This is a genomic window from Actinoplanes sp. NPDC049118, assembly GCF_040648555.1.
Lineage (GTDB): Bacteria > Actinomycetota > Actinomycetes > Mycobacteriales > Micromonosporaceae > Actinoplanes.
In genome coordinates this window covers 138,471-165,271 of the sequence record NZ_JBEZDY010000021.1, presented here as the reverse complement: position 1 = coordinate 165,271, position 26,801 = coordinate 138,471, and the positions used below count along the sequence as shown (strand labels likewise).

Genomic DNA, 26,801 nt, shown 5'->3' with positions numbered 1-26,801 from the left:
TGAAGGCTCGGCCATCGGCCGGGCCTTTTTGTCGTGCCGGCGCTTGTTAGACTCTGCCGCCTGCGGGCACGGCTGCGAACGGGCAGGGCGGTGACGGGTCGACCCAGGGCACCCCACGGCGGAGGGGCCGGCGACAGCGGAACGCCGCCCGGCCGGCGCGGGCCGGACGACGGCGGATCCTCGCTGACGCCGCGCGGGGCCACGAGCGTGGCGCGGGCGCAGGAGACCGTCGCCGGGGTCGCGCGGGCGGGCCGGCCCGGCTCGGGTGCGGGTCATGGCGGTGGTGCCGGCAACGGTCCTCCGGGGCCGGCCGCACACGCCGACGATGTCGCGCTGCGCGAGATCATGGATCGCTACGACCGACTCGGCGCCGAGCCCCCGAGGTTCAACATCGCGGCCAACGACACCGCACACAGTGGCCACGGTGCGCATACCGAGGAGCGGCACGGCCCGGGCGTTCCGTTGTCCCGGGATCCGAGCACCCGGACGGTCGAGGGCCGGATCTACGGTGATCCGCCGTGGAACCGTCCGGAGAACTGGTCGTTCCGGTGGACCGATCCCTCGACCATGAACCGCGCGGTCAACGACTACGTCCGGCGGAACTGGGAGCAGATTCGCAGCGACCTGGCGCTCCGTGGCCGGCACGGTGGTGGCTTCGACGCCGGACACCGTACTGGTGAGGGCTACTACAACACCGGAATGTACGGCAGCGGACCGCGCGACTCGCAGTACACGGCGACCAGCCTCGTGGTGGTCCGCATCCGGCTCGTACCCGGCTCGGATCCGCCGCAGCCGTTCGTCATCACCGCATACCCGGCCGGACTACTGTAGGCCCATGGAGACGTCCCGCCTCCCCGAACCGATCCGCGCGCGTATGGAAGCGCTTGCCGCACGCTCGCCGATCGAGGCTGTTCGCGAGTTTCTCCGCGACCACGTGACGGACTCCGATGGTCTTGAGGAGGTTCGCGAGGACCTATACCTGGTGGGACGCGTCAGCACTCTGGGGCTTCACCAGGACCTGGCCGCCATCGAGTCTCTCCTGGCCGAGCCGCCGTCGTCTCCTGGCACGCTGGCGCGTCTGGTCGGGTGGGAGGCGAACTGGGTGCTCGACGATCCGTCGGACGCCGGGGCGGCACGGTTTCTCGGCGACCTCGCCCAGCTCCTCCGCGAGGTGATCGACGAGGTGGAGCGGTAGCGGCCGACCCCGGCGAACCGGGCCCGCCGAGCGCCGCGTTGGTAGAGTCCAGCCAGTTCTCGGTGCTCCTTCGTGGGTCTGGAGGCGGTGGATGGCTGCCGGGTTGTCCGATGAGGGCGGCATCCTCGACCCGGACGGGGCGAGGGAGTATCTGCGGGGCTGGAAGGGCCGCGTCGACCGGATGGCCGTCGACGCGAAGGCCGTGAGCGAGCGCCTCGGGCAGCTGCGGGTCACCGCCGAGGACGCGAACGCGATCGCCGAGGTCACGATCGATTCCACCGGGGCCCTGGTGGACATCCGGTTCAGCGAACGGATCCAGCATGCCCAGCCGGACGTCGTCTCGCGGGCGGTGATGAGCGCGGTTCGCGAGGCCCGGTCGAACGCCGCCGACCGGTCCCGTCAGATCGTCCTGGACATCATGGGCGGCGAGTCGGTGGCGGCGCGGGCGATCGCCGAGCGCATGGCCGAGCAGTTACGCGGCCCGGACGCGGGCGGTGCCAAGCACGGCTTGGAGGGGTGACGCTGCGGTGGCGGACGAGTTCTCCGTTGACGTGCGGCAGCTGCGCGCGCACGTGGCCAAGGTCGACGCGGTGCAGCGGCGGTTCGGGGCGGTGAAGGCCGCCAGCGCCGCCATCGCATCCGACGCCGCCGCCTACGGGCTGCTGTGCGGGTGGATCTCCGGCATTCTGCAGGGCCGGCATGCCACGCAGGACGAGCTGATCACGTACGTGGAGGAGAACCTGCGGCTGGCGGCGGATGCACTGATCGGCGCGGGCCGGGACTACGACCGGGTCGACGAGGCGGCCGCGGAGCGGGTCCGCCGCGCCGGGCGGGTCTGAGGGCGGGCACCGCGATGACCGACGATTCCCTGGTCGCCGAGGTTTTCACGCGTACGGCTTGGACCGGGGTGTCGCTGGTCGACAGCTTCCAGGGCCTGCATCAGGCGGTCGACGGCGGCGGCTGGGTCGATCAGGCTCTCGCCGGCGGGTCGCTGGCGCTCGAGGCCACGGCGACCGTGCTAGACCCGTTCAGCGCGCTGCTGTCCAACGGCCTGGGCTGGGCGATGGAGTACTTCGAGCCGCTCCGCGAGATGCTCGATCAGCTGGCCGGCATCCCGGACGCCGTTGCCGCGCACGCCGCGACGTGGAACAACATGGCCGGTGCGCTGCAGGCGATGGCCGCCGATCTGCGGTCGTGCCTCGCCTCGGATCTGCCCGATTGGCAGGGCCCGGCCGCGGCGGCGTACCAGGGCCTGATGGCGAACAACGTCGAGGCGGTCGACGGCCTGGGTGCGCTGGCGGCGACGATGTCCTCGGCGACGCAGGCGGCGGGCAATCTGGTCTCGTTCACCCGTGATCTGGTGCGCGACCTGATCGCCGACCTGGTGGCCCGGGTGATCGTGTGGGCGGCGGAGTCGCTGCTGGTGGTGACGATCCCGGTGGTGGCGGCGCAGATCGCGTCCGCGGTGGTGAAGTGGGCCGGCCGGATCATCGGCTACACGAGCGCCCTGGTCAGCAGCCTCACCAACCTCACCCGGCTCCTACAGGGATAGTCAGGGGTGGCGCTGCAGGCGGCGCAGCGCCAGGGCCAGTTGCAGCCGCAGCCGGCCCTGCGGCTCGCGGACGTTCCAGCTCAGCAGGTGTTCCGCGTGCGTGATGCGGTCCTGCAGCGTCGAATGATGCACCTGGAGCATCGTCGCCGCGGCCCGCAGGCTGCTCGTCGAGGCGACCGCGTGCAGTGTCGCCAGCATCCAGGGCGCCGCGGACGCCGCATGTCCCAGCGCCTTCACGTCCGGCAGCGCCGACTGGTCGCCGGCGGCCGCCAGCAGCGCAAGGCCGCCCAGCTCCGCGGCGTGCACCACCCGCGGCCCGGGGTCCTCGTCGGTGCCGTCGGCCGCGAAGCGCAGCGCCACCCGGGCCGCCGCACAGGAGGCCGGCAGGTCCGGCAGCGGCGTCACCGGTCCGACGCCGGCACGCCCGGACAGCGGCGGCAGCGGCCCGGACAGCACCCGGATCTCGTAGTCGAGCGCGATCACGTACCCCGTGTCGACCAGGCCCAGGCGGCGGGCCGCCCGAACGCGTACGTCGGCGGGAGCGCCCGCGTCCACGATCAGCTCGGCCGAGGCCGGGTCCGCCGCGGCCGAGCGGCCGCGGGTCCGGTCCAGGACCGTCCGCGCCGCGCCCGCCGCCCGTTCGAGGATCATCGCCTCGACCGGGCCGGCGGGGCCCGGCCGCTCCAGCCACAGCGTCGCGGTGCCCACCGCGATCGACATCCAGAGCGGGTCAGGGGCCTCGGTCCGCCATTCCGCCCGTCCCGCCCGCGTCACCCGGATCCGGACCCGGCGGGCCGGGTCCAGCAGCCGGGCCGGGCAGTCCGCCAGGATCGCCGCGCCCCGCACGATCGGCTGCAGGCCCGCCCGCGACTCGGCCAGGGCGTCGTAATACGAGATCACCCGCAGCGCGGCGCCGGCGTCGGCGTCGATCGCGGCCAGCCGCAGGGCGAGGTCCTTCATGCTGACGAGGCTAGTGCGTACCGGGCCGCTCCGTTCCGGTAAAGCACGGCCTGGACATCCGGCAGCCGTGGCGGGTACGCCGACAGCGAAACGCGGTCGCCGGGGTCGGCGCGCCGCGGCGGGCGGGACCAGAATCGCGAAATGGCCGACTTCGCGCTTCAAGCCCAGCCGACCGACGCCGCCGACTGGCTGGACCTGGCCCGTCGCGCGGAGGCGGCCGGCTTCGACACCCTGTCCGCGGCCGACCATCCCGGCTCCTGCGCCTCGCCGTTCGTCGCGCTGGCGGCGGCCGCCGCCGTCACCACGCGCATCCGGCTCGGCTCGTACGTCTCGAACGCCGCCGTCCGTGAGCCGATCCTGCTGGCCTCGGACGTCGCGACGCTGGACGTGGTGTCCGGCGGCCGGGCGATGCTGGGCCTGGGCGCCGGGCACACGCCCGCCGAGTGGGACGCGGTCGGCCGCAACCGGCCGGACGTGCGGGGTCGCGTCGCCCGCTGCATCGCCGTCGCGGAGGCCACGATGGCCCTGCTGGCCGGCGAGAAGGTCACCGCCGGCACCCCGGAGCTGACCATGTTCGCGGCCGAGCTCACCAAGCCGCGGCCGGTGCAGGAACGGATCCCGCTGACCGTCGGCACGGCGAACTCGCGGCTGCTGCGCTGGGCGGGCGAGCACGCGGACACCGTCGGCCTGACCGGCTTCGGCCGTACGCTGGCCGACGGGCACCGGCACGAGGCCCGCTGGCGGCTGTCCGACGTCGACGCGCAGGTGCAGCTGGCGCGCGACGGCGGTGACGCGACGCTGGAGGCGCTGGTGCAGCAGGTCGAGATCACCGACGACGCGGGTGCCGCGCTCGCCGAGCACGCGGTGGAGCTCGGGATGAGCGAGACCGAGCTGCAGGCGGTGCCGTTCGTGCTCGTGGGCACCGCGGACGAGATCGTCGCGGCGGTGCGGTCGCACCGCGAGCGGTGGGGGATCACCCGCTACGCCGTACGCCGGCCCGCGCTCGAAGCGCTCGCCTCGCTGCTGCCGCGCCTGGCCGAGCTGTAGGGCCGGGCGCCGTCAGTCGTCGAGGAGCGCGCGCTCGACCTCGGCGCGGTAGTCCACATAGATCTGGCGGTACCGCTCCAGCGCGCCGACCGTGTTGCCGGCGTCGAGCAGCTTCAGGATGTCGTCGTGGCCGTTGACCCAGATCTGCCAGAGGCTGTCCGCCGAGCCGGCCAGGATGCGGGTCGTGCGGGCCACCACCAGGTCGAGCATCGCCTGCAGCTCGCGGTTGCCGCTCGCCTGTATCACGATGGTGCTGAAGTCCGCGCCGGCCTCGCCGGCCGCCAGCACATTGCCCGTGCGCAGACCCTCCACGAACTCCTTCTGGCGCTGGCGCATCAGGTCGACGTGGGTCTCCGTCAGGTTGCCGACGCCCCATTCGAAGCCGGCGCAGGCCAGCACCCGCATCACGTCGATCAGCTCGAGCGCGTTCTGCTGGGTCACCTTCGTGACGTGCCGGGTGCGGTTCGGGGCTATGTCGATCAGGCCCTCGACCGACAGTTGGGCGATCGCCTCACGCACCGGCGTGATGCTGACCCCGAGGCGGCCCGCGAGCTCGGCGTCCTTGATCAACGTTCCGGGAGGGAGCTCACCGGTGACGATCTCGTTACGCAGCTGGCGGACGACCGCCGCCGTTCGGGTCGGCGGGACCGTGTAGGACATACCGGCAGCCTACCCACAGTGATGGTCGGGTACGAACCGTACCCTGTCCGGGTCACGCGGGGCATGCTTGGCGCGTGGCCGGCGCCGTACCCCTCATCGATCTCGATGCGGCGCCGCGCGCGCCGGCCGAGGCCGGATCGCCGCGGCCGCTCGCCGCCGTGCCGCGCCCCATTCTCCTGCTCGGTGTCCTGGTCGCGGCCCTGCTGACGCTTGCCGCGGCCGCCGCGCCGCCCCGGACCATGCGGCCGGTCCTGGCCGCCGGCGGCACCGCCGCCGCGGCCTTCACCCTTGGCCCGGACGCCCTCTACACGGCCACGTTCGGCCAGAACCCGAACAGCGAGTCCGGGGTACGCCGCTTCGCGCTCCCCGGCGGCGAGCAGTTGTGGGCGACACCGCTGTCGCAGAACGTGCAGAACCTGATGCTCGACGGTGGAATCCTGCTGGCCCGCTCCGGCGCCGAGCCGCGGGTGTCGTTCCTCGACGCGGACGACGGCAGTGTCCTCTGGCGCCTGAACTCGCCGAACACGTCGGTGGTCACCCTCAGCGGCGGCCGCGTGCTCCTGCGGGCGGACACCGAGGACGGGGGTACGGAGTTGCGGCTCGCCTCCGCCCGCACCGGGGCGACGATCTGGAGCCGGGCGATCGAACGGGAGAGCGAGGTCCGCAACGACGACCTCTTCGAGGACGACCCGGACCGGATCGTGCTCGTCGGCGTCGACGGCCACGTCACCACGCTGAGCTTCGCCGACGGGAGCGTGCTGGGCGAGGGGGACCTGGGCGTGCGGTTGCCGACCGAGCTGGACGACGACTTCCTCACCGACTTCGCCGACATCACCGTCGCCGGCGACCGGCTGTACCTGTCGCGCGGCGACGACGGGCGCGTCTCGCTGACGGCGTTCGGGCTGCCGCAGCTGACCGAGCGGTGGCGGACGGTGGGTGGGCCGGCCGGCTACGTGAACGACTGCGGTCCGGTCCTCTGCGTCTCCGACACCGCCCGGGTGAGCGGCCTCGACCCGGGCGACGGGGCGGTGCGCTGGTCCGAACCGGCCTGGAGCAACGCCTCGCCGCTGGGCGACGGCACGCTGCTCGCCTACGACCGGCAGGAGGACCCCGTTTCGGTGATCCTCGACGCCCGCACCGGCGCCGTGCTGCGCCGGCTGGGCCACACCCACGTGACCGGCGGCCTCGAGCTGCGCGCCGACACCGAGATCCTCGGACGGACCTGGGTCAACGTCGCCGACCCGGCCGCCGGGGACGGCGCGGTGCACACCGTCGGCGCGCTGGACACGGCCGCGCCGTACGGCTGCACCGTGCTGGCGCCGTACCTGGCCTGCCCGACCTCCGCCGGGCCGACGACGGTCTGGCGGATTCCCTGAGCCGCATCGAGCGGCCCCGCCGCGGTGGGCGGGGCCGGCGTCACTACTTCTCGATGGTGTTGGTTAGGGGGTCCGGGTTGGTCAGGTTCGCCGGAGCGTTCCACTTCTGCAGCAGGCTGCCGTCGCAGGTGGCGACCCTCGTCTTCGCCGTGCCGTCGGGGTGGGTGTCGGGGCTCGACACCGTCAGGTCGGTCGGCGTGAGGCAGCGTCCGTCGACGTCGACGACGGTGTAACTGGTGGCGTACACGCCGGTGTCGCCGTACATCTTCCAGCGCAGGTCGGCGGCCAGGTTCGGGTCCTCGCCCGGCAACGCCGGCTTGTCGGGGCACGACGTCACCGTCACGTACTTGTTCGAGGCGGTGGATCGTGGGCTGCGCAGGCAGACGCCGGGGCTGCTGGTGCCGGTCGTGCGGATCCGCTCCGCCACCGGGGTGGCCTGCGCGATGGCCAGCGGCGGCAGGGTCCACCGCTGGTTCCACGAGACGTCGCCGTTGGGCGCCTGCTTGCAGAACCACACGATCATGTACGACATGTTCACGTCGTGGTTGGTGACGTCGAGGCAGCGGCTGAACTGCTTGTAGTTGATCAGCTGGCCGGTGGCGGACGAGGCCATGCCCGCGCCGACGGCGGCCTGCGGCCGCCACACCCGCTGGTTGGAGCCGCCGCCGCAGCCGCCGATCACGATCGCGCTGCCGGCCTTCCCGGCGTCCGCGTCCTTGAGGGTGAGGCAGTAGCTGTCCAGATTGACGCCGTCCGACGTGCTGCGGAAGTTCGAGCTGTTGTCCAGGCTCCACTGCTGGCGGGCGACCCGGCCCAGGCACGGCTGGAACGTCACGGCGTTGTTGGCATTGCGGGGCATCGGTGCGTCGAGGCACATCCCGTCCGGGGCCGTCGAGCTCTCCGACTTGACCAGCTTGATGTTGAGGTCGGGGGTGTAGGCGAACCGCTGGTCGCTGGTGATGGTGTAGACCAGCTTGCCGTCGCCGTCGAGCTTGCGCTCGCACTCCTCCACCTTGACGGGCGTCCCGGCGGCGGGCCGGCGGGTGCCGCCGGAGTCCATGCACAGGTACGGGCTCGTCGGCTGGTCCAGGCGGATGTTGCCGCCGTTGATGTTCTCGTTCGTCGTCTTGAAGGTGTAGGTCGCCTCCAACGTGCGGGTGTTGTCCCCGCCCGGCGCCGAACTGCCGGTGCCGGTGACGGTCAGCCGGGCCGTCGCCGGAATGCCGGTCGGCGGGCAGCCCAGATCCGCGGTCACCCCGGCGACCGGGGCGTAGTACTTGATCGATACGTGGTAGCGGTCGTCGGTGCCGCCGTCCAGCTCGCACGGCGGCAGCTTCTTGAAGTCGCCGGCGGCCGCGCGGATCTGGCCGACCGCCGCGTCCATGCCGGTCTGGGACGCCTCGATCGCGCTGCTGCGCACGGAGACCGTGGTGGTGTTGTCGGCCTGTCGGACCAGGACGGGGACCATGACGGCACCCAGCGACATGACGACCGTCGTCACGAGCATCGCCATCGGCATCGAGCCGCGGTCGGTGATGTCACTGTGGCCCGGTCCAGGCCGGCGTGCGAACCTCATGCCCTCGCCCAATCGCTCATGCATCCGTTGGTTATCGCCTTCGCGGAGTTCACGGCGGTGAAGGTGGTGTCCACCGTCGTGACGGCGTCCGCGACCTTCGTCGTCAGCCTGATCCGGAGCCGCTGGAAGGCGGTCATGAAGTCCTGCCCGACCGTGGCCGTCGCGTAGGGTTTCTCCCCGACGTCCTGCCTTGCGAAGGGCTTGTCCGAACCCACGTCGAGGTTCGAGGCGACCGTCGTCCAGGGGCTGGTCGCGGTCGGGGGTGTGCCCAGATTCCACCGGATGAGCTGCAGGATCCCCGCACCCGCCTGGCCGTGCGTGTCCAGGCGCAGGCGTACGCACTTGGTGGGGTCGGCCTCGGCGAACTCCACGTAGTAGCGCGTGCCGATGGCGACATCGTTCGGCAGGCTGATCGACGATGCGTAGCGCAGCTCCCGATCGAACCGCTGGAACGCCATGTGCAGCTGGGACTGCGCCACAGACACGGTCTCCGTTCGGCGGTTCGCCCAGTACACCTGGACGATTCCCGTGGTGAACACCAGCATGACGATGCTCATGACACCCATCGTCACCATCAACTCGATGAGCGAGAGACCCGCGTCGTCGCGCTGCGGCGCCGCCTCGTCGGCGATCCGGCGCATCACTTCACGGTCCAGGTGAACATCAGCACGGACGTCTTGCTCCCGTTCGTCACGGTGAGAGTCACCGGGTAGGTGCCCCTCTTCGTCGGGCTTCCGGTCACCGCGCCGCTGACGGTCATCGTCAGTCCCGGCGGCAGCCCGGTGGCGTTCCAGCGCGGCGAAGGGTTGTTCGACATGTTGGTCTTGGCGTTCAGGTTCACCACGGCGTCGAGCACGGTGGTCTGGTCCGGATTGGTCGGGCTCGGCGAGGTCACCCTCGCGTTGCCGCAGTTCCTCATCTGCCAGATGACCTCGGTGGTCGCCTTCTCGCCGTTCTTGTCGGTGACGGTCACGTTGGTCACGTAACGGGTGCAGGTGGTGGGCTTGCCCGTCATCGCGCCGGTGGAGGAGTTGATCGACAGGCCGGGCGGAAGGTCCTGCGCCGCCCAGGCGTACGGCGTCGTGCCACCGAATGCGGTCATGGTGACGTTGACGCTCGTGTTCAGCTTGACGCTCTTCGGGGTCAGCGGGCTCGCCTTCAGCGTGCCTCCCGGCGGCGGGGTCCCGACGATCCAGGAGATCGTCCCCTCCGCCGTCCTGTCGTTGGCGTCCGCGACGGTGACCTGGACGAAGTGCGCCCCTGGTGCCGTGGTGGTGCCCGAGATGACCCCGGTCGTCGAGTTGATCGACAGCCCGGCCGGCAGGTCCTGCGCCGCCCAGGTGTATGGCGACTTGCCGCCGGCTGCCGTGTTGGCCCGGGACACGCTGTTGCCGACCTGGTTGGTCTGGTCGCCGGGCACGGTGATCGTCACCTCGGGGTAGACGATCATGGGCAGGGTGAACGTGTCGGACTCGTCCGCACTGTCTGTCACCTTTACCGGGATCTGGTACGAGCCGGCTACCTCGGGCGTGCCCGTGAACTGGCCGGACTCGGGCACGAGGGTCAGCCCCTGTGGCAGCTTCGAGGAGTCCACGACGGACCAGGCGAGCGGGCCGGGTGCCCCGCCCTCGCTCAGCATCTGCAGGTCAACGCCCTCGTTCTCGTCAACCTCCTCGCCAACGTACGCGAAGGCGGAGGCGGGGCCGGTGATCACGGGAGGCTGCGAGTTGACTTCGAACGACGGGTCGGCACCGGTGCTGGCGAGGGTCGACGTGACCTCGACGCACGAGGCGGCGCAGCCCCGTCCCGTCCAGGTCACCGACACCACGACGCGGATGTATGTCGCGTATCCGATGGTGGGCGTCGGCTTGCAGTCCACTGCCGTGCCCGGCTGCGCCGAGGACACGGGCTTCTGCCAGCATCTACCCACGTACCAGCGCTGGTCGAAGGACAGACCAGCCGACGAAACCGTCACCGGGTCGGTGGGCAGGCCCGCCTGCGGTCCCGACGTCGCCAAGGCGGCCGGATCCCAGGCCTTCTCCATCTTGGCCAGCTCGGGCTTCACCTTGTCGGGCGCCGCACTCCACTGGTCGTCGGTCTTCTGCTGGCTTCGCCCCTTCAGCAGGAATTCCGGCTTGATCGCGCGTACCCGCTCCACCGCGTCGCTGGCGAGCTGCACAGCTGTCTGCTGCGAGCGTTGCTCGGCGACCACGATCACGGACTTGATGATGAACGGCGTGGCCGCGGTCATGACCATGGTGATGACGGCGAGGGCGACCAGCACCTCGATCAGCGTGAAGCCGCCGTCGCCCGCGGCGGACGGCTTCAGATGAGACGACCGGCGAACCCTGGGTCGCAAGCTGACGCGGTTTCGACCGGCTGGCATGTTCCTCCGTCCCAGGGGTGGCATCGAGGCCGTGCGGCGATCCCGATGTCTCGTGCGACTCATCGGCCGGGCCGGACCGGACTTGAGCACGATCTGCGCCGGGTGTGACCTGTGTCGCATGGCCGCGGCGGGCTTCCGCTCGTGCGCTCAGCGTGTGTGGCCGAGGTCACGGCGGCGCCGCCGCGGGGTGAACCCGCGGCTCACGCCGCGGGGCCGACCTCAGCCAGCAGCCGCCGGTCGACGCCGGCCTCGTCGAGGATCCGCTCGACCGCCGCGATCGACAGCCAGTCGAGAACGTCGTCGCCGTGCACGATCCGGTACCACCGGGTCCGACCGCGCCGCACGATCTCCACCCGCCAGGCGCCGTCCGGCGTCTGCATGGCGCCCTCGACGTCCTCCACGCTTCAGTCCGCGGTGACCTTCGGGGCTCCCGCGCCGGGCGGGGGTGCCACGAACGCCTTGATGCCGAGGTTGAGGAGCATCTGCGGCGCCGCGTCACTCTCGTTGTCGTCGCTGTCGCCGGCGCTCACGTTGGCGGTCTCGATCAGAACCGCCCGCTTCTGATCGGCACCCTGCAACAGCTGCAGGAAGGCGCCGAGCCGCTTGGCGGTGCCTTCCGCGTTGAGCTGGATCGGCAGCGCCCACACTCCGGGCGACGTCTTCTCCTCTGCGGGAACACCGACGGTGATGCCGCTGACTTCGACGTCGACCGCGTTGCCGGACGCCTGCAGCTGGCGCAGGAATTCCGGCACGCCGGAGTCCGGCGGCAGCGCGGCCGCGAGCGCGTCGTACTGCTTGGTCAGTTCGCCGATCTTGGCCTGATCGGCCGCCAGCTCGGCGTTCCGTTTGCGCAATTGGGTGACCTGGGCGGTGGCCGCCTCGGTTTGTTCCTCGAGGTCGGCGGCCTCGGTGTGCTGCGGGTTGACCAGCAGCAGCCAGGTGACCGCGCCGAGCAGCGCGACGACGACTGCGCCGGCGATCACCCACAGCCGGTCCGCGTGGCGGGTGCGCATCACTTGCCTCCCGGGCACTTCTCGGTGAACCGGCCGCAGAGTGCCGCCTCTGTGATGTCGGCGGTGAGGCTGAACGAGACGACCTTCTTGTCGCCCTCCTCCTGGGTCGCCACTACGGTGACGTAGGGGTTCGTCACCGTGGTCTCCTTGGCGAGGGCGTCGGCGTACGCGGCGACAGCTCGTTTGTCCTTTCCTGTTCCGGTCACCACGATCGAACCGACCGAGGTCCCGTTGCTCGACCCGGGCAGCGTGCTGGAGTCCTTTGCGTCGGAGCCGTCGGTCGCGTTGAGCTTTCCGTTCACGCCCTCGACCGTGATGCCCGACCGTTTGCCCGTGTTTCGCACCGTGTCGAGCAGCGCGTCCCAGTCGAGGTCATTCGCCATAGCGGCCTTTAGCTGGCTGTCGAGCGTCTTGATCCGCTCCTGTACCCGGACCGTGTCGGAGTACTCGGCCTGCTGGCGCTGCTGGTTGGTGACCTCTACCGAGGCGGCCTCCAGGTCACGTTCGGCGGCCTGCGTCTGCTGGTACGCCACGGCGAACCAGGCGGCGCAGAGGCCGGCGACGAGGGCGACCACGACGGCCACCAGGATCCCCGCGCGACGGGCCCGCCTCGCGGAGGTGACCTCCTCGGGTAGCAGGCTCGCCGAGATCGTCAGGATCCGGTTGACCCGCTGCGGGGAAACCGCCGGGTCGATGGGCAGCAGGGTGGTGGCCATCAGGCTGCCGCTCCCAGGGTCAGGCCGATCGACACCGCTGCCGACGGCACGAAACTGTCGAATCCGCGCTGGCGCGCCTGACGCGTGTCGCGCAGGCGGCCGGCGGCGTCGGCGTACATGACCTGGACGCCGAGCTGCTTCTGGACATGGTCGGCCAGGCCGGGCATCAGGGCGGTACCGCCGCAGAGGGAGACCCGGGTGACCTGCTTCTGCCGCTCGCCGGAGGCGAGGTAGGTGAACGAGCTGCGCAGCTCGTTGATCAATGGGCGGATCGCGTCGGCGACCGCGGTCGCGGAGTCCGGCCGTTCGTCGCCGTGCAGGCCGTAGCGGCACTTGAGCGCCTCGGCCTCGGGCGCGGTGATGCCGAGCCGGGTGGCGATGCTCTCGGTGACCTCGGCGCCGCCGCGCGGCACGGTGCGCACGATCAGCGGCTCGCCGTCGGCGTGCACGACCACGCTGGTGACCTCGGCGCCGACGTCGACGATGGCCTCGACCTGTGCGTCCAGCCGGGAGGCGGCGCGGAGCATGGCGAACGAGGCCAGGTCGACGTCGACGACGTGCAGGCCGGCCTTCTCGACGGCCTGCACCAGCTCCAGCACGGCGTCCTTCGGCATGGCGATGAGCAGCCCACGCACGGTGGGGTTGTCGCCCGGTTCCTCGAGCGGGCGGAAGTCCAGCAGCGAGCGCTCGACCGCCAGCGGCAGCATGTCGCGCACCTGGAACGGCAGCGACTTGCGCATCTCCTTGACGGGCAGGTTGGAGACGGAAACCTCGCGAACCACCAGCTGCGGGTTGGTGACGCCGAGCCTGACGCGCTTGGTGTTGAACTTGCAGGCCGCCCAGAGCTGCTTGAGCGCGGAGGTGAGTGCGATCGGGTCCTCGAGGACGCCGCCCTGGACAGTGCCGTGCGGGAGCGGCACCTGGCCGAAGTTGGTCAGGTTGTACTCGTCCTTCGCGCGGCGGACCTCCACGGCGCGGATGGACGACGAGCCGATGTCCAGCCCGATCGGATTGACGCCAGCCATCGGTTTCCTTCCTCAGGCGGTGGGTGCGAGCAGGGACGTGTACCAGCCGGCGATGGGCGCAGCGGCGAAGACGGCGAGGAACGCGCCGGCGAGCATGTACGGGCCGAACGGGATCTGGCTCTTGCGGCCGGCCAGCCGGGTCGCCATCAGGACGACGCCCACGACGCCACCGAGCAGGAAGGCGGCAAACGCGCCGACCGCGACCGCGTCCCAGCCGAGCCAGCCGAGGTAGAAGCCGAGCAGCGGGGCGAGCTTGACGTCGCCGCCGCCCATACCGCCGAAGTGGGCGAGCCCGCGGTAGAGGACCCAGAGCAGCGCCGCGGCGGCGAGTCCCCGCACGATCGGGGCCGTGCCGTCGCCGAGCAGGGCGGCGGGCACCAGCAGGGCCGCCGCGACCAGGTACGACGGCAGCACGATGGCGTTCGGCAGCCGCATCACGTCCAGGTCGATAAGGGCGAGCGCGATCGCGACGGCGGCGAGGTAGAGGTATGCGGGCAGGGCCCAGGAGGGGCCGAACTTCGCGGCCACTGCCACGAAGAGCGCCGCGGTGCCGGCCTCGACCAGCGGATAGCGGACGCTGATCGGGGTGCGGCAGTCGGCGCACCGGCCGCGCAGCATCAGCCAGCCGAGCACCGGGACGTTGTGCCGGTTACGGACCGCGGCGCCGCACTGCGGGCAGTGCGAGCCGGGCCGGACCAGGGACTCGTCCCGGGGCACCCGATGGATCACCACGTTCAGGAACGAACCGACGGCGAGGCCGAGTAGGGCGACGATGCCGATCAGCAAGGGCTGCGGCATGGCCGGCTCCTTCCCTCGTGGTGGATGCAACAGGTGCCGGGTGGCGGCGCCGACGGCGCCGCCACCCGAAGGGAACTGTCAGACGCAGGTCGCCGCGCTGGCCGGTGCGGCCGCCATCGACTTGACCGAGCCGCCGATCGCACTGTCGTACAGGTACCACTTGCCGCTGCCGCCGACGTTGGTCGCGCAGATCTTGTAGGTGGTCGACGGAGCCGCGCCGAGGGCGTAGTACAGCGTGGTCTTGTCCGACAGCGTGATCTTCTGGGTCGAGGTGCCCAGCGTCACGGTCGGCGTGGCGCCAGCGCTGTTGTTGCCGGTGGTGGACGGCGGGTACACGTTGCTGTTCTCGGTGTAGTACTGCTCGACCGCGCTGATCGCGCCGCGTACGTCGGACTGCGCCGACTTGTCGGCGGCACCCGCGCGGTAGTTCAGGTAGACCGGGACGGCGATGGCGACCAGCACGCCGATGATGACCACGACGACCAGGAGCTCGATGAGGGTGAAGCCCTCGTCCTGCTTCTTGGCGCGCAGCCGGGCGATGATGTCCTGCATGGGGGTGCCTCCAGTAGGCGTCAGGGGTGGGGCGGGAGCGGTGTTGCTGTTTCGGGCAGGGGGCCCGACGTCGACCGGAGACCGGCCGTCTTCCAGGGCCTCAGCCCTGGATGTTCTGGTAGATGGTGAACATCGGTAGGTACAGACAGATCACCATTCCGCCGACCACGGAACCCATGACGAGGACCATGATCGGTTCGATCGATGCGGTCAGGGACTCGGCGGCGCTGTCGACTTCCCTGTCATAAAAGTCGGCAACCTTGTCGAGCATCTGACTGATCTGGCCGCTTTCTTCACCCACCTCGATCATCTGTGTGACCATCTCGGGGAAGACCTTGTGGCGGCGCAGGGCCGAGGACATCGGCTGTCCGTCGCGCACGGCAGACTGGACGTCGCGCATGGCGATGTTGATGACCTCGTTGCCGGTCGTCTCGCCGACCACGGAGAGCGCCTGCATGACGGGCACGCCGACGTTGAGCAGCAGGCCGAGGTTGCGCGAGAAGCGGCTCATGGCGAGCTTGCGCAGGAGTGGCCCGAAGACCGGCAGCCTGAGCTTCAGCCGGTCGACGCTCAGCCGGAAGCTCTCGCTCTGCCGGATCCTGCGCTTATAGGCGATCGATCCGCCGATCGCGACGGTGAGGAACAGCGGCCCGATCCACCACATGTTGTGGCTGGCGTCGACCAGGAATTGGGTGATCCCGGGCAGTTCGCCGCCCAGATTCTTGAACATCGCCTCGAAGATCGGAACGATGAAGATCAACACCGCCGCGATCATCACGAACGTGAAGGCGAGCACGATCGCCGGGTACGTGAGCGCGCTCTTGATCTTGCCGCGGAGTGCGGTGTCCTTCTCTAGGCTGTTCGCGACCTGTTCCAGGGCGCGGTCGATCATGCCGCCCGCCTCGCCGGCGCGGATCATCGCGACCATGAGGCGGGGAAAGACCCTGTCGTGCTTGGCCATGGCGGCCGAGAGCGAGACGCCGCCGGAGACGTCCGAGCTGATCTCGGCGGTCGCCCTCTTGAGCGGGGCCGAGGCGGTTTGCTCCTCGAGGATCGACAGCGAACGCAGCAGCGACATGCCCGAGGCGGTCATCGTGGAGAACTGCCGGGCGAAGACCGCGAGGTCCTTGAGCTTCACCCGGTTGCCCAGGCCCGGAATCTTGAGGTCCTGGTTGAGCCCGTGACCTGCCTGGCTCATCCCCAGCGGCACCTCGCCACGCTGACGCAGCAGCTGGGTCGCCGCGGCCTCGTTCGCCGCCTCTAGCGTCCCCTTGGTCTTGCGGCCCTGCGCGTCGATGCTGTTGTAGTGGAACGTCTTGGTCGCCGGCATGTCACATCCGTCCGATCAGGCGCTTGAGCTCTTCGTGGGAGTGGCAGATCTCGAGGGCGGTCTGGATCGTGACCACGCCCTCGCGTACGCGGTCGGCCAGGTGCTGGTCGAACGCCAACATGCCGTCGTTCCCGCCGGCCTGCATGAAGGACGGGATCTGGTGGGACTTGCCCTCGCGGATCAGGCTCCGGATGGCGGGCGTCGCGGTGAGGATCTCGCAGACCACGGTTCTGCCCTTACCATCGGCACGCGGTGCGAGCGCCTGAGTGACGACCCCCTGGAGGCTCGCCGCCAGCTGCGCGCGGATCTGGAGTTGCTGGTGTGGCGGGAAGATGTCGATGACGCGGTCGATCGTCTGCGTCGCGCTCTGCGTGTGCAGGGTCGCCAGCACGAGGTGACCGGTCTCGGCGGCGGTCAGCGCCGTCGCGGTCGTCTCGAGGTCGCGGAGCTCGCCGACCAGGATGATGTCGGGGTCCTGGCGCAGCGCGTGCTTGAGTGCCTGCGGGAAGGTCGCCGTGTCGGAACCGACCTCACGCTGGTTGACCAGGCTGCGCTTGTGCGGGTGCAGGAACTCGATCGGGTCCTCGATGGTGATGATGTGCGCCGCGCGGCTGCGGTTCGCCAGGTCCAGCACCGAGGCGAGCGTGGTGGTCTTGCCGGAACCGGTCGGGCCGGTCACCAGCACCAAGCCGCGGGGCAGGTGTGCGAAGCGGGTGACGGACTCGGGCATGCCCAGCTCGTCCAGCGGCTTGATCTTGTGCGGGATGGCCCGGAAGACGCAGCCGCACGAGTTGCGCTGGATGTAGAGGTTTCCGCGGAACCGGGAGACGCCGACGATGCTGTGCGCGAAGTCCATCTCCTGCTCGCGCTGGAACGTCTCCCACTGCTGCGCCGAGACGGCCGCGCGGGCCAGCAGGGCGGTGTCGGCGGAGTTGAGCTTGCCGTAGCCGGGGAGCGGGGCCAGGCTGCCGTCGACCCGGATCATCGGCGGGGAGCCGACGGTCAGGTGCAGGTCGGAGCCGCGGGACTCGACGAGGGTGATCAGCATCTGGTCCAGCACAGCCAGGTCGTCGGGGCCGGGCCCGGACGGGTCCGCCGGTCCCGCCTGGTGCGGAACCTCGTGATCGAGCGTGTACATGGGCTGCACCGGCAATCTCGTCGTGATGTCTGACGCCCTTCTCATTCGGCATGGCGATGCGCTGGTTTAGGGGCTTTTTCGCCGGAAATGAGCGCGTATCAGCGCGGCGGAGTACCCTGCGCCGGGGCCGGGCGAGCCTGCCGCCCGGGCTCAGATGGCGACGCGGGACACCTCGCGGATCGACGTGAGTCCGCCGGCCGCCTTGGCCAGCCCGTCCGAGCGCAGCTCGTACATGCCCTGGTCGAGGGCCACCTCGCGGATCTCGTTGGAGGAGGCCCGGCGGATGGTCAGCGACTCGATCTCGGGCGAGATCGGCATCACCTCGTGCAGCGCGATCCGCCCGCGGTAGCCGGTGTTCGCGCAGTTGCGGCAGCCGATCGGCCGGTAGAGCGCCTCCGGGACCTTGAGGTCCTCCAGCGGCCAGCGGGCGCCCTCCAGCTCCGCCTCGGTCGGCAGGTACGCCTCCTTGCACCAGTCGCAGAGCCGGCGGGCGAGCCGCTGTGCCAGCACGCAGTCCAGCGACGAGCCGACCAGGAACGGCTCGATGCCCATCTCGGTGAGCCGGGTGACCGCGCCGGGCGCGTCGTTGGTGTGCAGGGTGGAGAGCACGAGGTGGCCGGTCAGGGACGCCTCGGTGGCGATCTGCGCCGTGTTGCTGTCCCGGATCTCACCGATCAGCACGACGTCGGGGTCGGAGCGCAGGATGGCCGGCAGCACCGCGGCGAAGGTCAGGCCGGCCTTGGCGTTGACCTGGACCTGGTTGACGCCGCGCAGCCGGTACTCGACCGGGTCCTCGACCGTGATCACGTTGATCTCGGGCTTGCTGATCCGGCCCAGGGTCGCGTACAGGGTGGTGGACTTGCCGGATCCGGTCGGGCCGGTGACCAGGACCATGCCGTGCGGCTTGGAGAACGACTCCGCGAAGCGGTTCAGGTTGTGCTGGGTGAAGCCCAGCTTGCCCATGTCGAGGTCGATGCCGCCGGTGTCGAGCACGCGCAGGACGATCTTCTCGCCCCACACGGTCGGCAGGGTCGCCGTCCGCAGGTCGACCTGGCGGTCCCGGATCAGGACCGTGATGCGGCCGTTCTGCGGCACCCGCTTCTCGGTGATGTCGACGCCGGACATGATCTTCAGGCGCGAGGTCAGCGCCGCCATGCCGCCGCGCGGCACCGTGTCGAGCTCGTGCAGCACGCCGTCGATGCGGTAGCGCACCCGCATCTCGTCCTCGCCCGGCTCCAGGTGCAGGTCGGAGGCGCGGTTCTGGATCGCCTGCTCGATCAGGTTGTTGACGTAGCGCACGATCGGCGCGTCGTCCGCGCTGACCGCCTGCGCCGCCATGGGCTGCTCGTCGAGAGACTGGTCGTCCAGGCCGCCGAGGTCGCTGTCCTCGCGCTGCAACCGTTCGATGATCCGGCGGACCTCGCTGCGGGCGACCACCACCGGGCGGATCGTCATGCCGGTGGAGGCGCGGACGTCGTCGAGCGCCACCACGTCGCCGGGGTCGGTGACGCCGACGACGAGCTCGCCGTCGGCCAACGACAGCCCGAGCACGCGGTGGCGCAGCACGACGGAGAGCGGGATGCGCTTGAGCGCGGCCGGTTCAGGGGTGTATCCGACCAGGTCGAGGGTGTTGATCCCGAACGCCGCCGCGGCGGCCTCGGTCAGCTGCTCCTCGGTGACGACCTGGTCGTTGATCAGGACCGCCCGCACCGACCGGCCACTGCGCTGGGCCTCGTCGGCCGCGGCGTCCACCGCGACCGGGTCGATGCCGAGCTGCTTGAGCGCGTCGAGCAGCGGGCGGAAGGTCTGGTCCACGTTCGTCCCATCGGACACCTGCCGCCTTTTCTGAGGCCGTTACGTCTGACGAAACGTTCGGCGGTACGCGGTCGGCGGCACCCCGATCGTCGCCTGCAGGTGTTGCCGCAGGGCCGTTGCGCTGCCCAGCCCGGAGCGCCGGGCGACCAGGTCGACGCTCAGGTCGGTCGACTCGAGCAGCAGCCGGGCGTGCGCGACCCGCTGCCGCAGCAGCCATTTCTGCGGGCTCAGCCCGGTCTCGTCGCGGAACCGGCGGGTGAAGGTGCGCACGCTCATCCGGGCGTGGCCGGCCATCTCCTCCAGGCTCACCGGGTCGGCGAGCCGGCCCAGCGCCCAGGCCCGGGTCGGCTCCGTGCCGCTGCCCCGCACCGCCGGTACCGGCTGCTCGATGTACTGCGCCTGCCCGCCATCGCGCCACGGCGGCACCACGCAGCGGCGGGCGGCCTGGTTGGCCACCGCGGTGCCGTGGTCCTTGCGCACGACGTGCAGGCACAGGTCGACGCCGGCGCCGACGCCCGCCGAGGTGAGCACGTCGCCGTCGTCGACGAACAGCACGTCGAAGTCCCAGTCGACCTGGGGGTAGAGGCGGCGCAGGCGCTTGGCCCAGGCCCAGTGGCTGGCCGCGGCGCGCCCGTCGAGCAGGCCGGCCGCGGCGAGCACCGAGGCGCCGGTGCAGATCGAGATGATCCGGGCGCCGCGTGCGTGTGCGGCGCGCAGCGCGCCGGCGACCTCCGGGTCGGCCTCGCCGGTCGTCAGCGGCCAGCCGCCGCTCACGCCCGGCACGAGGACGGTGTCGGCCGTGGCGAGCGGCGAGAGGTCGTGGTCGGGCAGGACCTGGAAGCCGCCGCGGTGGGGGCGTACCGCCCGGCCGGCCGGGCCGCAGGTGGTGACGGTGTAGAAGGGCCGCTCGTCGGCGTCCCGGGCGGCGCCGAAGACCTGCGGCGGCACTCCGAGGTCGAAGCCAACCACGCCGTCGAGGGCCAGCATCGCGATCGCATGGGTCATGGCCTGATTCTTGCGTATCATGGCTCTCGGGCCACTCGTCGGACCGGACCGCGGTCCGCAGAATTATCGGGTGATCATTCGCCGCCCACATCCCGCCTGGTTCGTCGCCGCCGTCGCCTTCGTCGCGCTGGTGGGCGCCGCCGGCTTCCGCGCCACGCCGTCGGTGCTGCTCCGGCCCCTGCACGAGGAGTTCGGCTGGTCGCTGGGCACGATCTCCGCGGCCGTCTCCGTCAACCTGCTGCTGTACGGCCTCACCGCCCCGTTCGCGGCGGCGCTGATGGAGAAGTTCGGCCTGCGCCGGGTGGTGACCGCCGCGCTGGTGCTGGTCTCGGCGGGCAGCGGCCTCACGGTGTTCATGCAGCACAGCTGGCAGCTGGTCCTCTGCTGGGGCGTGCTCGTCGGCCTCGGCACCGGCTCGATGGCGCTCGCCTTCGTCGCGGTCGTGGCGAACCGCTGGTTCGTGGCCCGGCGCGGGCTGGTCGTCGGCGTGCTGACCGCCGGCGGCGCCGCCGGCCAGCTCGTCTTCCTGCCGTTGCTGGCCCGGCTGACCGGTGAACACGGCTGGCGGGTCGCGGCACTCACGGTGGCGGCCGCGGCGTTGAGCGTCGTGCCGCTGGTCTGGTGGCGGTTGCGGGACCGGCCGGCCGATCTCGGCGTGACCGCGTACGGTGCCGGGCCCGGCGACGTGGCCGCGGTGCCGTCGGCGGCGCCCGGCAGCGCGGCCCGCAACGCCCTTCGCGCGCTCGGCCAGGCCGCGAGGACCCGGCCGTTCTGGCTGCTCGCGGGCGGATTCGCGATCTGCGGCGCGACCACCAACGGGCTCGTCGGCACCCATTTCATCCCGGCCGCACACGACCACGGCATGACCGAGACGACCGCGGCGGGCCTGCTGGCCCTGGTCGGCCTCTTCGACATCGTGGGGACGATCGCCTCCGGCTGGCTCACCGACCGGGTCGACAGCCGCTGGCTGCTGGGCGGCTACTACGCGCTGCGCGGGCTGTCCCTGCTGGTTCTGCCGTCGCTGTTCGCCGCGACCGCCCACCCGAGCATGGTCGTCTTCATCCTCTTCTACGGCCTGGACTGGGTCGCGACGGTACCGCCGACGGTTGCGCTCTGCCGCGAGTACTTCGGGGCGAGCGGGGCGGTGGTCTTCGGCTGGGTCTTCGCGTCACACCAGGTCGGTGCGGCGATCGCGGCGACCGCGGCGGGGCTGGTCCGCGACCGGCTCGGCGACTACGACGCGGCCTGGTACGGCGCCGGCGCCCTGGCGCTGGCGGCCTCGCTGCTGTCGCTGATGCTGCTGGCCGGGAAGCGCCGCGGGGACGTCGGCCCGGCCGGGCCCGGCATCGGCGTGGCCTTCCCGGCGTCGCCGGCCGCCAAGGCGGCCATCACATGACGATGAGGCGGCAACCGGTATGACCACCATGCATCGATAAACGTCTCTCCATGGCTACGGTGTGGGCACCCGTCCCATCACCCCCAGGGAGGTCATCGATGCTGCGTAAGAGACTGTCCGCCGCGCTGGTAGCCGTCGCGATGCTGGTCGGCCTACAGGTCGCCACCGCCGCGCCGGCCGCGGCGGCCGCCCGGATCCTGTACTACGACGCCAGTCAGGCGCAGGAGTTCGTGGCGGTCGTCAACCAGGGCGCACAGATCTGGAACAGCCGAGTCACGAACGTCCAGCTGCGGCCGGTCCCGGCGGGCCGAACCCCGAACATCCGGGTGTACGCGGACAACGGCTGGCCGCGTACCTACTCGACGTCGCTCGGCAACGGGCGCTGGTACATGGGCCGGGAGGCCGTGAACGACGGCTACTACCCGCCGCGGATCGCGGCACACGAGTTCGGCCACATCCTCGGCCTCCCGGACCGCCGCACGGGCCTGTGCGCGGACCTGATGTCGGGCAGCAGCGCGCCGGTCTCCTGCACGAACTCCTACCCGAACGCCACCGAGGCGGCGACGGTTAACAACAACTTCCGCTCGGCGGCAGTGATCCCGGCCCGCGAATACGCCTGGGCCGGCTGACGCCACCCCGGCCGGGCCCCCGCGGGCAAGCCCGGGCCCGGCCGGCCCGTTCATTCGCTCAGCTCGACGACCTCGAGCAGGCCGCTCAGCACGAGGATCTGGCGCACGCCCTGGCTCGGCCGGGCGAGCCGGAAACCGATCCCGGCGTCCCGCGCCCGCTGGAAGCCGAAGGTCAGCGCCCCCAGCCCCGCGGAGTCGATGAAGGACAGCCCGGACAGATCCACCACAATGGCGCGTGGCCGGCTCTCCAGGGCTTCCCCCAGCGAGACGCGGACCTGGCCCACGTTCATGACGTCGACCTCGCCGTGCAGGGCCACCGTCACCACGTCGTCTTCGCGGGCGAGACTCGTCACAGGTACCTCGGACACCGGTGCCTTTCCGTTCGGCGACAGCTTCCGCTGTGGTGGCGGTTCCACGTACGGTAGTCGGGACCACGACAGTAGACGGCCGAGTCACCTGGGGAGGGCGGCGTGCCGATCCAGGGTGGCCTGCCGCCGCGCAATCCGCATTTCGTCGGTCGTGAAGGGCTCCTCGCCGAGGTGCGCGGGCTACTCGGCAAGGGTCCGGTGGCCCTGCTGCCGGCGCCCGGGCACGAGGTCGGCGGCACCGGGCGCACCCAGCTCGCCGTCGAATACGTCTATCGGTACGCCGACGCATACGACCTGGTCTGGTGGATTCCCGCCGAGCAGACGGCCGGCATGCGCGCCGCCCTCGTCGGCCTGGCGCAGGAGCTGAAGCTGCCCGAGGCCCGGGACCTCAACTCGACGCTCGGCGCGGTGCGCGACGCGCTGAGCCGCGGCGAGCCCCATCGCAACTGGCTGATCGTCTTCGCGAACGCGAACCGGCCCGAGGACATCCGGCCCTACCTGCCCAGCGGCGCCGGGCACGTGCTCGTCACCTCGCGCAATCCCCGGTGGACCACGGAGGTCGCGCAGGCGGTCCCGGTCGCGGCCTTCGACCGTACGGACAGCGTGGACCTGCTGCGGCGCCGCGGCCCCGACCTGTCCGCCGACGACGCGGAGCGGCTGGCCGAGCGGCTCGGCGACGTGCCGATGGCGCTCGATCAGGCGGCCGCGGTGCGCAAGGCGGCGGGCTGGAGTGCCGCGGAATACCAGCGCCGCTATGTCGAGCGGGCCGCCGAGCTGGCGTTCCCGACGCCGATCCGGGTCGCGTGGGGACTGTCCGCCGACGCCCTGGCCGAGGCCTCGCCGGCCGCCTACGAGCTGCTCGAGCTCTGTGCGTTCCTGGCCAGCGCCCCGGTGTCGTGGGAGCTGCTCTGGGCCGCGCGGGGCCGGGTCTCCGCCGAGCTGGACGGCACGGTCCGCATCGAGCGGCGGCTCAAGGCCGCGCTGCGCCTGATCGGCCGGTACGGGCTCGCCGACCTCGATCCCCCCGGCGAGAGCGTGCTCGTGCACCCCCTGGTCCGCGGCATGGTCGGCCAGCAGCTCAGCTCGGAGCGGCACGCCGCGCTGCTGCGCTCGGTGCGCGCGATGCTGGCCGCGGCCGACCCCGGCGACCCGGACAACCCGGCGCACTGGCCCCGGTACTCGGCGATCGTCGCGCACCTGGTCCACGCCGACGTCCTCGGCAGTGACGCCGAGGAGATCCGGCAGCTGGTGATCAACTGCATCCGCTTCCTGTACGCGCGCGGCGACTGGGACTCGAGCCGGGACCTGGCGGAACAGGCGGTGGCCCGCTGGCGCGACGACCTCGGCGAGGCCGACGAGCAGACACTGCTGGCCTCGTTCCATTTGGCCAACGCCCTGCGGTCGGTCGGGCTCACGGCGGACGCCCGGGATCTGAACGCGCGGACACTGCGCTCACAGCGTGAGGCGCTCGGCGCGGACGACGAGACCACCCTCGCGACGGCGAACAGCGTCGGCGCCGACCTGCGGATGCAGGGTCACTTCTCCCAGGCCCGCCAGCTCGACGCGGACAACCTGGTGCGCTACCGCCGCCTGTTCGGCGAGAGCTTCCCGACCGCGCTGCGCTGTGCCAACAATCTCGCGGTCGACCTGCGGCTGCTCGGCGACTTCCGGGGCGCCCGGGCGCTGGACGAACAGGTGCTGCGGCACCGGCAGATGATCTTCGTCGAGGGACATCCGGAGACGCTGTCCTCCCGGGCCGGCCTGGCGTTCGACCTGCTCGGCCTCGGCGACAACACCGGCGCGACCGAGCTGCTGAGCGGCGGGCACGCCGAGGCGCTCGGCGCCGGGCACCCGATGGCGCTCTGGGTCGGCCGGTTCGCGGCGATCGCGGCCCGGCGCTGCGGCCTGCCGCAGGCCCGGCAGCTGGCCGAGGCGAACGTCGAGCTGTTCAGGCAGCGGTTCGGCGACGCGAACGTCGAGACGCTGGGCGCGCTGGTGTCGCTGGCCAACTGCGTCCGTGACGACGGCGACCTCGACGAGGCGCACCGGCTGCTGGAGCGCGCGGTCGCCGACTACCGGGCGGTGCTGGGCGCCGAACACCCGTTCACCCTGGCCGCGGCGACGGACCTGGCCGGCGTGGTGCGCGCCACCGGCCGGTTCGCGCAGGCCCGCACGATGGACGCGGAGGCGCTCGGCGGGCTGCGGCGCAGCGTCGGCGCCGATCACCCGTTCACGCTGAGCTGCGCGAACGGCCTGGCCGCCGACCTGATCGCGATCGGCGAGGCGCAGCAGGCCCGGGAGATCGCGCTCGACACGCTCTCGCGCTCCCGCGTGCTGCGCGGTGCGGAGCACCCGGACACGCTGGCGTGCGCGTTCAACGTCTCACTCGACACCGGCGACGAGCTGTCTACCCAACTCGCGATCGAGGAGCTGCGGAAGTTCTGCGGCGACAGTCACCCGCTGCTGACCCGCGCCCTGGCGGGGGTCCGCCTCGAGACGGAGATCGAGCCGCCGCCGCTTTAGGACAGTCCTAGGACGAGAGCGCCGACTGGCGGTTCAGCAGCGCGGTCAGGTCGCCGGCCGGCATCGGCCGGGCGAAGTGGTAGCCCTGCGCCTGCGCGCACTCGAGCTCGCGCAGCCGGTCGGCCTGCGTCGCGTCCTCGACGCCCTCGGCGACGGGCGCCAGGTTGAAGGTCCTGGCGATCTGCAGCACGGCCTCGGCGACGGATGCGCCGCTGCTCTCCTGCATGGCCTGCACGAACGACCGGTCGATCTTCACGACGTCGACGGGCAGCCTGCCGAGGTGGCTCAGCGACGAGAAGCCCGTGCCGAAGTCGTCGAGCGCGATCCGGACGCCGAGGGTCTTCAGCGCGCTCAGCACCCGCGCCGACTCGGTCAGGTCGACCAGCGCGACCGACTCGGTCAGCTCCAGCACCAGCAGCGACGGCGCGAGGCCGGTGCGCTCCAGCACCGCGCGGACCTCGTCGACCAGGTCGGGCTTGCCGAGCTGGCTGGCGGAGAGGTTCACGTTGAGCTCGAAACCGGGCTCCTGCTCCTGCCAGACGGCGGCCTGCCGGCAGGCCTCCTCGAGCACCCAGCCGCCCAGGCGCGGCAGCAGGCCCAGCGACTCGGCCATGTCCAGGAAGGCGGCGGGCGGCAGCAGGCCCCGCTCGGGGTGGTTCCAGCGGACCAGCGCCTCGACGCCGACCGTGCGCTCGCCGTTCAGGTCGACGATCGGCTGGTAGTGCACCTCGAACTCTTCGTCGTCGAGCGCGCGGCGCAGGTCGGCCTCCTCGCGGCGGCGCTGCTCGGCCCGGGCGAACTGTGCCGGGTCGAAGCGGCGGGCGACGCCCTTGCCTTCGGCCTTGGCCTGGTAGAGAGCGAGGTCGGCCTCGCGCATCATGTCGTCGATCGCCATGCCGCTGCCGCGGGTCAGCGCGATACCGGCGCTGGCCGGGATGGTCAGCACTGCGTCGCCGACGACGAGCGGCTGGGCCAGGTCGCGCAGGATGCGGTTGGCGACGGTGTCGGCGATCTGGTCGTCGATGAGCCGGGGAAGAAGCACCACGAACTCGTCGCCGTCGAGGCGGGACACGGTGTCGTTGTTGCGCACGTTCGCGGTCAGCCGCTCCGCCGCGGTACGCAGCAGCTCGTCGCCGGTCGCATGCCCGTAGGCGTCGTTGACCTCCTTGAACCCGTCCAGGTCGACGAGGATCACGGCGGTCATCGTGTCGTCGGCGCCGGAGAGGGCGTCGACGGCGTGGTCCATGAACAGCTTGCGGTTGCCGAGCTCGGTCAGCGGGTCGCGGCTGGCCTGCTGTGCCAGCTGGGCGCGCTGCCGGGTGAGGTCCCGCACGAGGCCTTCGGTGGTGCGCGCGCCGAGGAACTGGCGGAGCAGGATGATCGCGGCGACGGCGATGACGAGCCAGGTCAGCGCGGGGCTGATGCCGTGCCGGGCGGACCAGAAGGCGGCGGCGACGACCGCGGAGGCGACCGGCAGGAACTGCAGCAGCGGCCAGCGGCGGGCCAGGGCGATCACGCCGATGCTGAGGAGGGCGACCGTGGCGAGGCCCGCGACCAGGCCGACCAGGCCGGCATCCTCGCGGACGAGCTCGTCGAACATCGCCGGCCACGCGAGCAGCAACAGCGACGTGAAGATCATGGCGTGGTCGACCCCGCGGCGCACACGATCCATGGTCTTGTCGATCGGACCCATGACTCACCTCCAACGGGGGGTCCCATCGGTGCCGCGCTGCCGGATCTG

Annotated in this window: 27 protein-coding genes; 10 read left to right on the top strand and 17 right to left on the bottom strand. The window is 71.4% G+C overall.

What is annotated here, in order from left to right; all coding sequences use genetic code 11:
- The first annotated feature begins 90 nt into the window (after positions 1-90).
- From AB0B58_RS29985 to AB0B58_RS29965, 5 genes are all read left to right on the top strand, one after another.
- Positions 91-831: a hypothetical protein gene (locus AB0B58_RS29985; RefSeq protein ID WP_360230333.1), complete on the top strand. Its 741-nt coding sequence runs from the start codon at positions 91-93 to the stop codon at positions 829-831.
- A gap of 4 nt (positions 832-835) precedes the next feature.
- Complete coding sequence (locus AB0B58_RS29980; RefSeq protein ID WP_360230331.1) at positions 836-1,195, top strand: hypothetical protein; 360 nt, start codon at positions 836-838, stop codon at positions 1,193-1,195.
- A gap of 91 nt (positions 1,196-1,286) precedes the next feature.
- Positions 1,287-1,715, top strand: a complete 429-nt coding sequence (locus AB0B58_RS29975) for a YbaB/EbfC family nucleoid-associated protein (RefSeq protein WP_360230329.1) — start codon at positions 1,287-1,289, stop codon at positions 1,713-1,715.
- A 7-nt stretch (positions 1,716-1,722) separates the two neighbouring features.
- On the top strand, positions 1,723-2,034 hold the full coding sequence (locus tag AB0B58_RS29970) for a type VII secretion target (protein WP_360230327.1): 312 nt from the start codon (positions 1,723-1,725) through the stop codon (positions 2,032-2,034).
- Between the two features lie 14 nt (positions 2,035-2,048).
- A complete protein-coding gene (locus AB0B58_RS29965) occupies positions 2,049-2,747 on the top strand; it encodes a hypothetical protein (protein WP_360230325.1) in 699 nt (232 codons plus the stop codon).
- Here AB0B58_RS29965 and AB0B58_RS29960 read toward each other — a convergent pair whose 3' ends face one another.
- Entirely contained in the window at positions 2,748-3,707 is a 960-nt protein-coding gene (locus tag AB0B58_RS29960) for a helix-turn-helix domain-containing protein (RefSeq protein ID WP_360230323.1), read from the bottom strand.
- A gap of 141 nt (positions 3,708-3,848) precedes the next feature.
- On the opposite strand from AB0B58_RS29960, the gene AB0B58_RS29955 reads away from it, so the two are divergent.
- Positions 3,849-4,754 carry an LLM class flavin-dependent oxidoreductase gene (locus tag AB0B58_RS29955; protein ID WP_360230321.1) on the top strand — a complete coding sequence of 302 codons (906 nt, stop codon included), beginning with the start codon at positions 3,849-3,851 and terminating at the stop codon, positions 4,752-4,754.
- 12 nt (positions 4,755-4,766) lie between these two features.
- Here AB0B58_RS29955 and AB0B58_RS29950 read toward each other — a convergent pair whose 3' ends face one another.
- Positions 4,767-5,414, bottom strand: coding sequence for a GntR family transcriptional regulator (locus AB0B58_RS29950; protein WP_360230319.1), 648 nt, complete (start codon positions 5,412-5,414; stop codon positions 4,767-4,769).
- 74 nt (positions 5,415-5,488) lie between these two features.
- Between AB0B58_RS29950 and AB0B58_RS29945 the strand changes: the two genes are divergently transcribed.
- A complete protein-coding gene (locus AB0B58_RS29945) occupies positions 5,489-6,790 on the top strand; it encodes a PQQ-binding-like beta-propeller repeat protein (RefSeq protein ID WP_360230317.1) in 1,302 nt (433 codons plus the stop codon).
- 43 nt (positions 6,791-6,833) lie between these two features.
- On the opposite strand, the gene AB0B58_RS29940 is transcribed toward AB0B58_RS29945, so the two are convergent.
- The 13 genes from AB0B58_RS29940 to AB0B58_RS29880 form a co-directional block, all read right to left on the bottom strand.
- Entirely contained in the window at positions 6,834-8,390 is a 1,557-nt protein-coding gene (locus AB0B58_RS29940) for an RICIN domain-containing protein (RefSeq protein WP_360230315.1), read from the bottom strand.
- Positions 8,363-9,007 (bottom strand): prepilin-type N-terminal cleavage/methylation domain-containing protein, encoded by a 645-nt coding sequence (locus tag AB0B58_RS29935; protein WP_360230313.1) that lies wholly within the window; start codon positions 9,005-9,007, stop codon positions 8,363-8,365. Before AB0B58_RS29935 ends, AB0B58_RS29940 begins: the two co-directional genes overlap by 28 nt.
- The gene (locus AB0B58_RS29930) at positions 9,007-10,725 is read right to left on the bottom strand and encodes a putative Ig domain-containing protein (RefSeq protein ID WP_360230311.1); all 1,719 of its coding nucleotides are present in this window, start codon (positions 10,723-10,725) and stop codon (positions 9,007-9,009) included. Before AB0B58_RS29930 ends, AB0B58_RS29935 begins: the two co-directional genes overlap by 1 nt.
- 227 nt (positions 10,726-10,952) lie before the next feature.
- A complete protein-coding gene (locus AB0B58_RS29925) occupies positions 10,953-11,153 on the bottom strand; it encodes a hypothetical protein (RefSeq protein ID WP_360230309.1) in 201 nt (66 codons plus the stop codon).
- Positions 11,154-11,156: 3 nt separating this feature from the next.
- The gene (gene pilO, locus AB0B58_RS29920) at positions 11,157-11,765 is read right to left on the bottom strand and encodes a type 4a pilus biogenesis protein PilO (protein WP_360230307.1); all 609 of its coding nucleotides are present in this window, start codon (positions 11,763-11,765) and stop codon (positions 11,157-11,159) included.
- Entirely contained in the window at positions 11,765-12,481 is a 717-nt protein-coding gene (locus tag AB0B58_RS29915) for a PilN domain-containing protein (RefSeq protein WP_360230305.1), read from the bottom strand. The genes pilO and AB0B58_RS29915 overlap by 1 nt, the downstream gene beginning before the upstream one ends.
- A complete protein-coding gene (pilM, locus tag AB0B58_RS29910) occupies positions 12,481-13,506 on the bottom strand; it encodes a type IV pilus assembly protein PilM (RefSeq protein ID WP_360230303.1) in 1,026 nt (341 codons plus the stop codon). The genes AB0B58_RS29915 and pilM overlap by 1 nt, the downstream gene beginning before the upstream one ends.
- A gap of 12 nt (positions 13,507-13,518) precedes the next feature.
- Positions 13,519-14,304 carry a prepilin peptidase gene (locus tag AB0B58_RS29905; RefSeq protein WP_360230301.1) on the bottom strand — a complete coding sequence of 262 codons (786 nt, stop codon included), beginning with the start codon at positions 14,302-14,304 and terminating at the stop codon, positions 13,519-13,521.
- A 78-nt stretch (positions 14,305-14,382) separates the two neighbouring features.
- The gene (locus AB0B58_RS29900; protein WP_360230299.1) at positions 14,383-14,856 is read right to left on the bottom strand and encodes a prepilin-type N-terminal cleavage/methylation domain-containing protein; all 474 of its coding nucleotides are present in this window, start codon (positions 14,854-14,856) and stop codon (positions 14,383-14,385) included.
- 100 nt (positions 14,857-14,956) lie between these two features.
- Entirely contained in the window at positions 14,957-16,186 is a 1,230-nt protein-coding gene (locus AB0B58_RS29895; RefSeq protein WP_360230297.1) for a type II secretion system F family protein, read from the bottom strand.
- A 1-nt stretch (position 16,187) separates the two neighbouring features.
- Positions 16,188-17,324 (bottom strand): type IV pilus twitching motility protein PilT, encoded by a 1,137-nt coding sequence (locus tag AB0B58_RS29890; RefSeq protein ID WP_360230295.1) that lies wholly within the window; start codon positions 17,322-17,324, stop codon positions 16,188-16,190.
- Between the two features lie 150 nt (positions 17,325-17,474).
- A complete protein-coding gene (locus tag AB0B58_RS29885; RefSeq protein WP_360230293.1) occupies positions 17,475-19,157 on the bottom strand; it encodes an ATPase, T2SS/T4P/T4SS family in 1,683 nt (560 codons plus the stop codon).
- A 21-nt stretch (positions 19,158-19,178) separates the two neighbouring features.
- Positions 19,179-20,144 (bottom strand): helix-turn-helix domain-containing protein, encoded by a 966-nt coding sequence (locus AB0B58_RS29880; RefSeq protein ID WP_360230291.1) that lies wholly within the window; start codon positions 20,142-20,144, stop codon positions 19,179-19,181.
- Positions 20,145-20,163: 19 nt separating this feature from the next.
- On the opposite strand from AB0B58_RS29880, the gene AB0B58_RS29875 reads away from it, so the two are divergent.
- Positions 20,164-21,540 (top strand): MFS transporter, encoded by a 1,377-nt coding sequence (locus tag AB0B58_RS29875; RefSeq protein WP_360230288.1) that lies wholly within the window; start codon positions 20,164-20,166, stop codon positions 21,538-21,540.
- Between the two features lie 98 nt (positions 21,541-21,638).
- The gene (locus AB0B58_RS29870) at positions 21,639-22,169 is read left to right on the top strand and encodes a snapalysin family zinc-dependent metalloprotease (RefSeq protein ID WP_360230286.1); all 531 of its coding nucleotides are present in this window, start codon (positions 21,639-21,641) and stop codon (positions 22,167-22,169) included.
- 50 nt (positions 22,170-22,219) lie between these two features.
- Here the strand turns inward: AB0B58_RS29870 and AB0B58_RS29865 are convergent, their stop codons facing one another.
- The gene (locus AB0B58_RS29865) at positions 22,220-22,537 is read right to left on the bottom strand and encodes an STAS domain-containing protein (RefSeq protein WP_360230284.1); all 318 of its coding nucleotides are present in this window, start codon (positions 22,535-22,537) and stop codon (positions 22,220-22,222) included.
- A 102-nt stretch (positions 22,538-22,639) separates the two neighbouring features.
- Here AB0B58_RS29865 and fxsT point away from each other — a divergent pair, with 102 nt between their 5' ends.
- Positions 22,640-25,060 (top strand): FxSxx-COOH system tetratricopeptide repeat protein, encoded by a 2,421-nt coding sequence (gene fxsT / locus AB0B58_RS29860; RefSeq protein WP_360230282.1) that lies wholly within the window; start codon positions 22,640-22,642, stop codon positions 25,058-25,060.
- Positions 25,061-25,067: 7 nt separating this feature from the next.
- On the opposite strand, the gene AB0B58_RS29855 is transcribed toward fxsT, so the two are convergent.
- The gene (locus AB0B58_RS29855) at positions 25,068-26,753 is read right to left on the bottom strand and encodes an EAL domain-containing protein (protein ID WP_360230280.1); all 1,686 of its coding nucleotides are present in this window, start codon (positions 26,751-26,753) and stop codon (positions 25,068-25,070) included.
- Positions 26,754-26,801 lie beyond the last annotated feature (48 nt).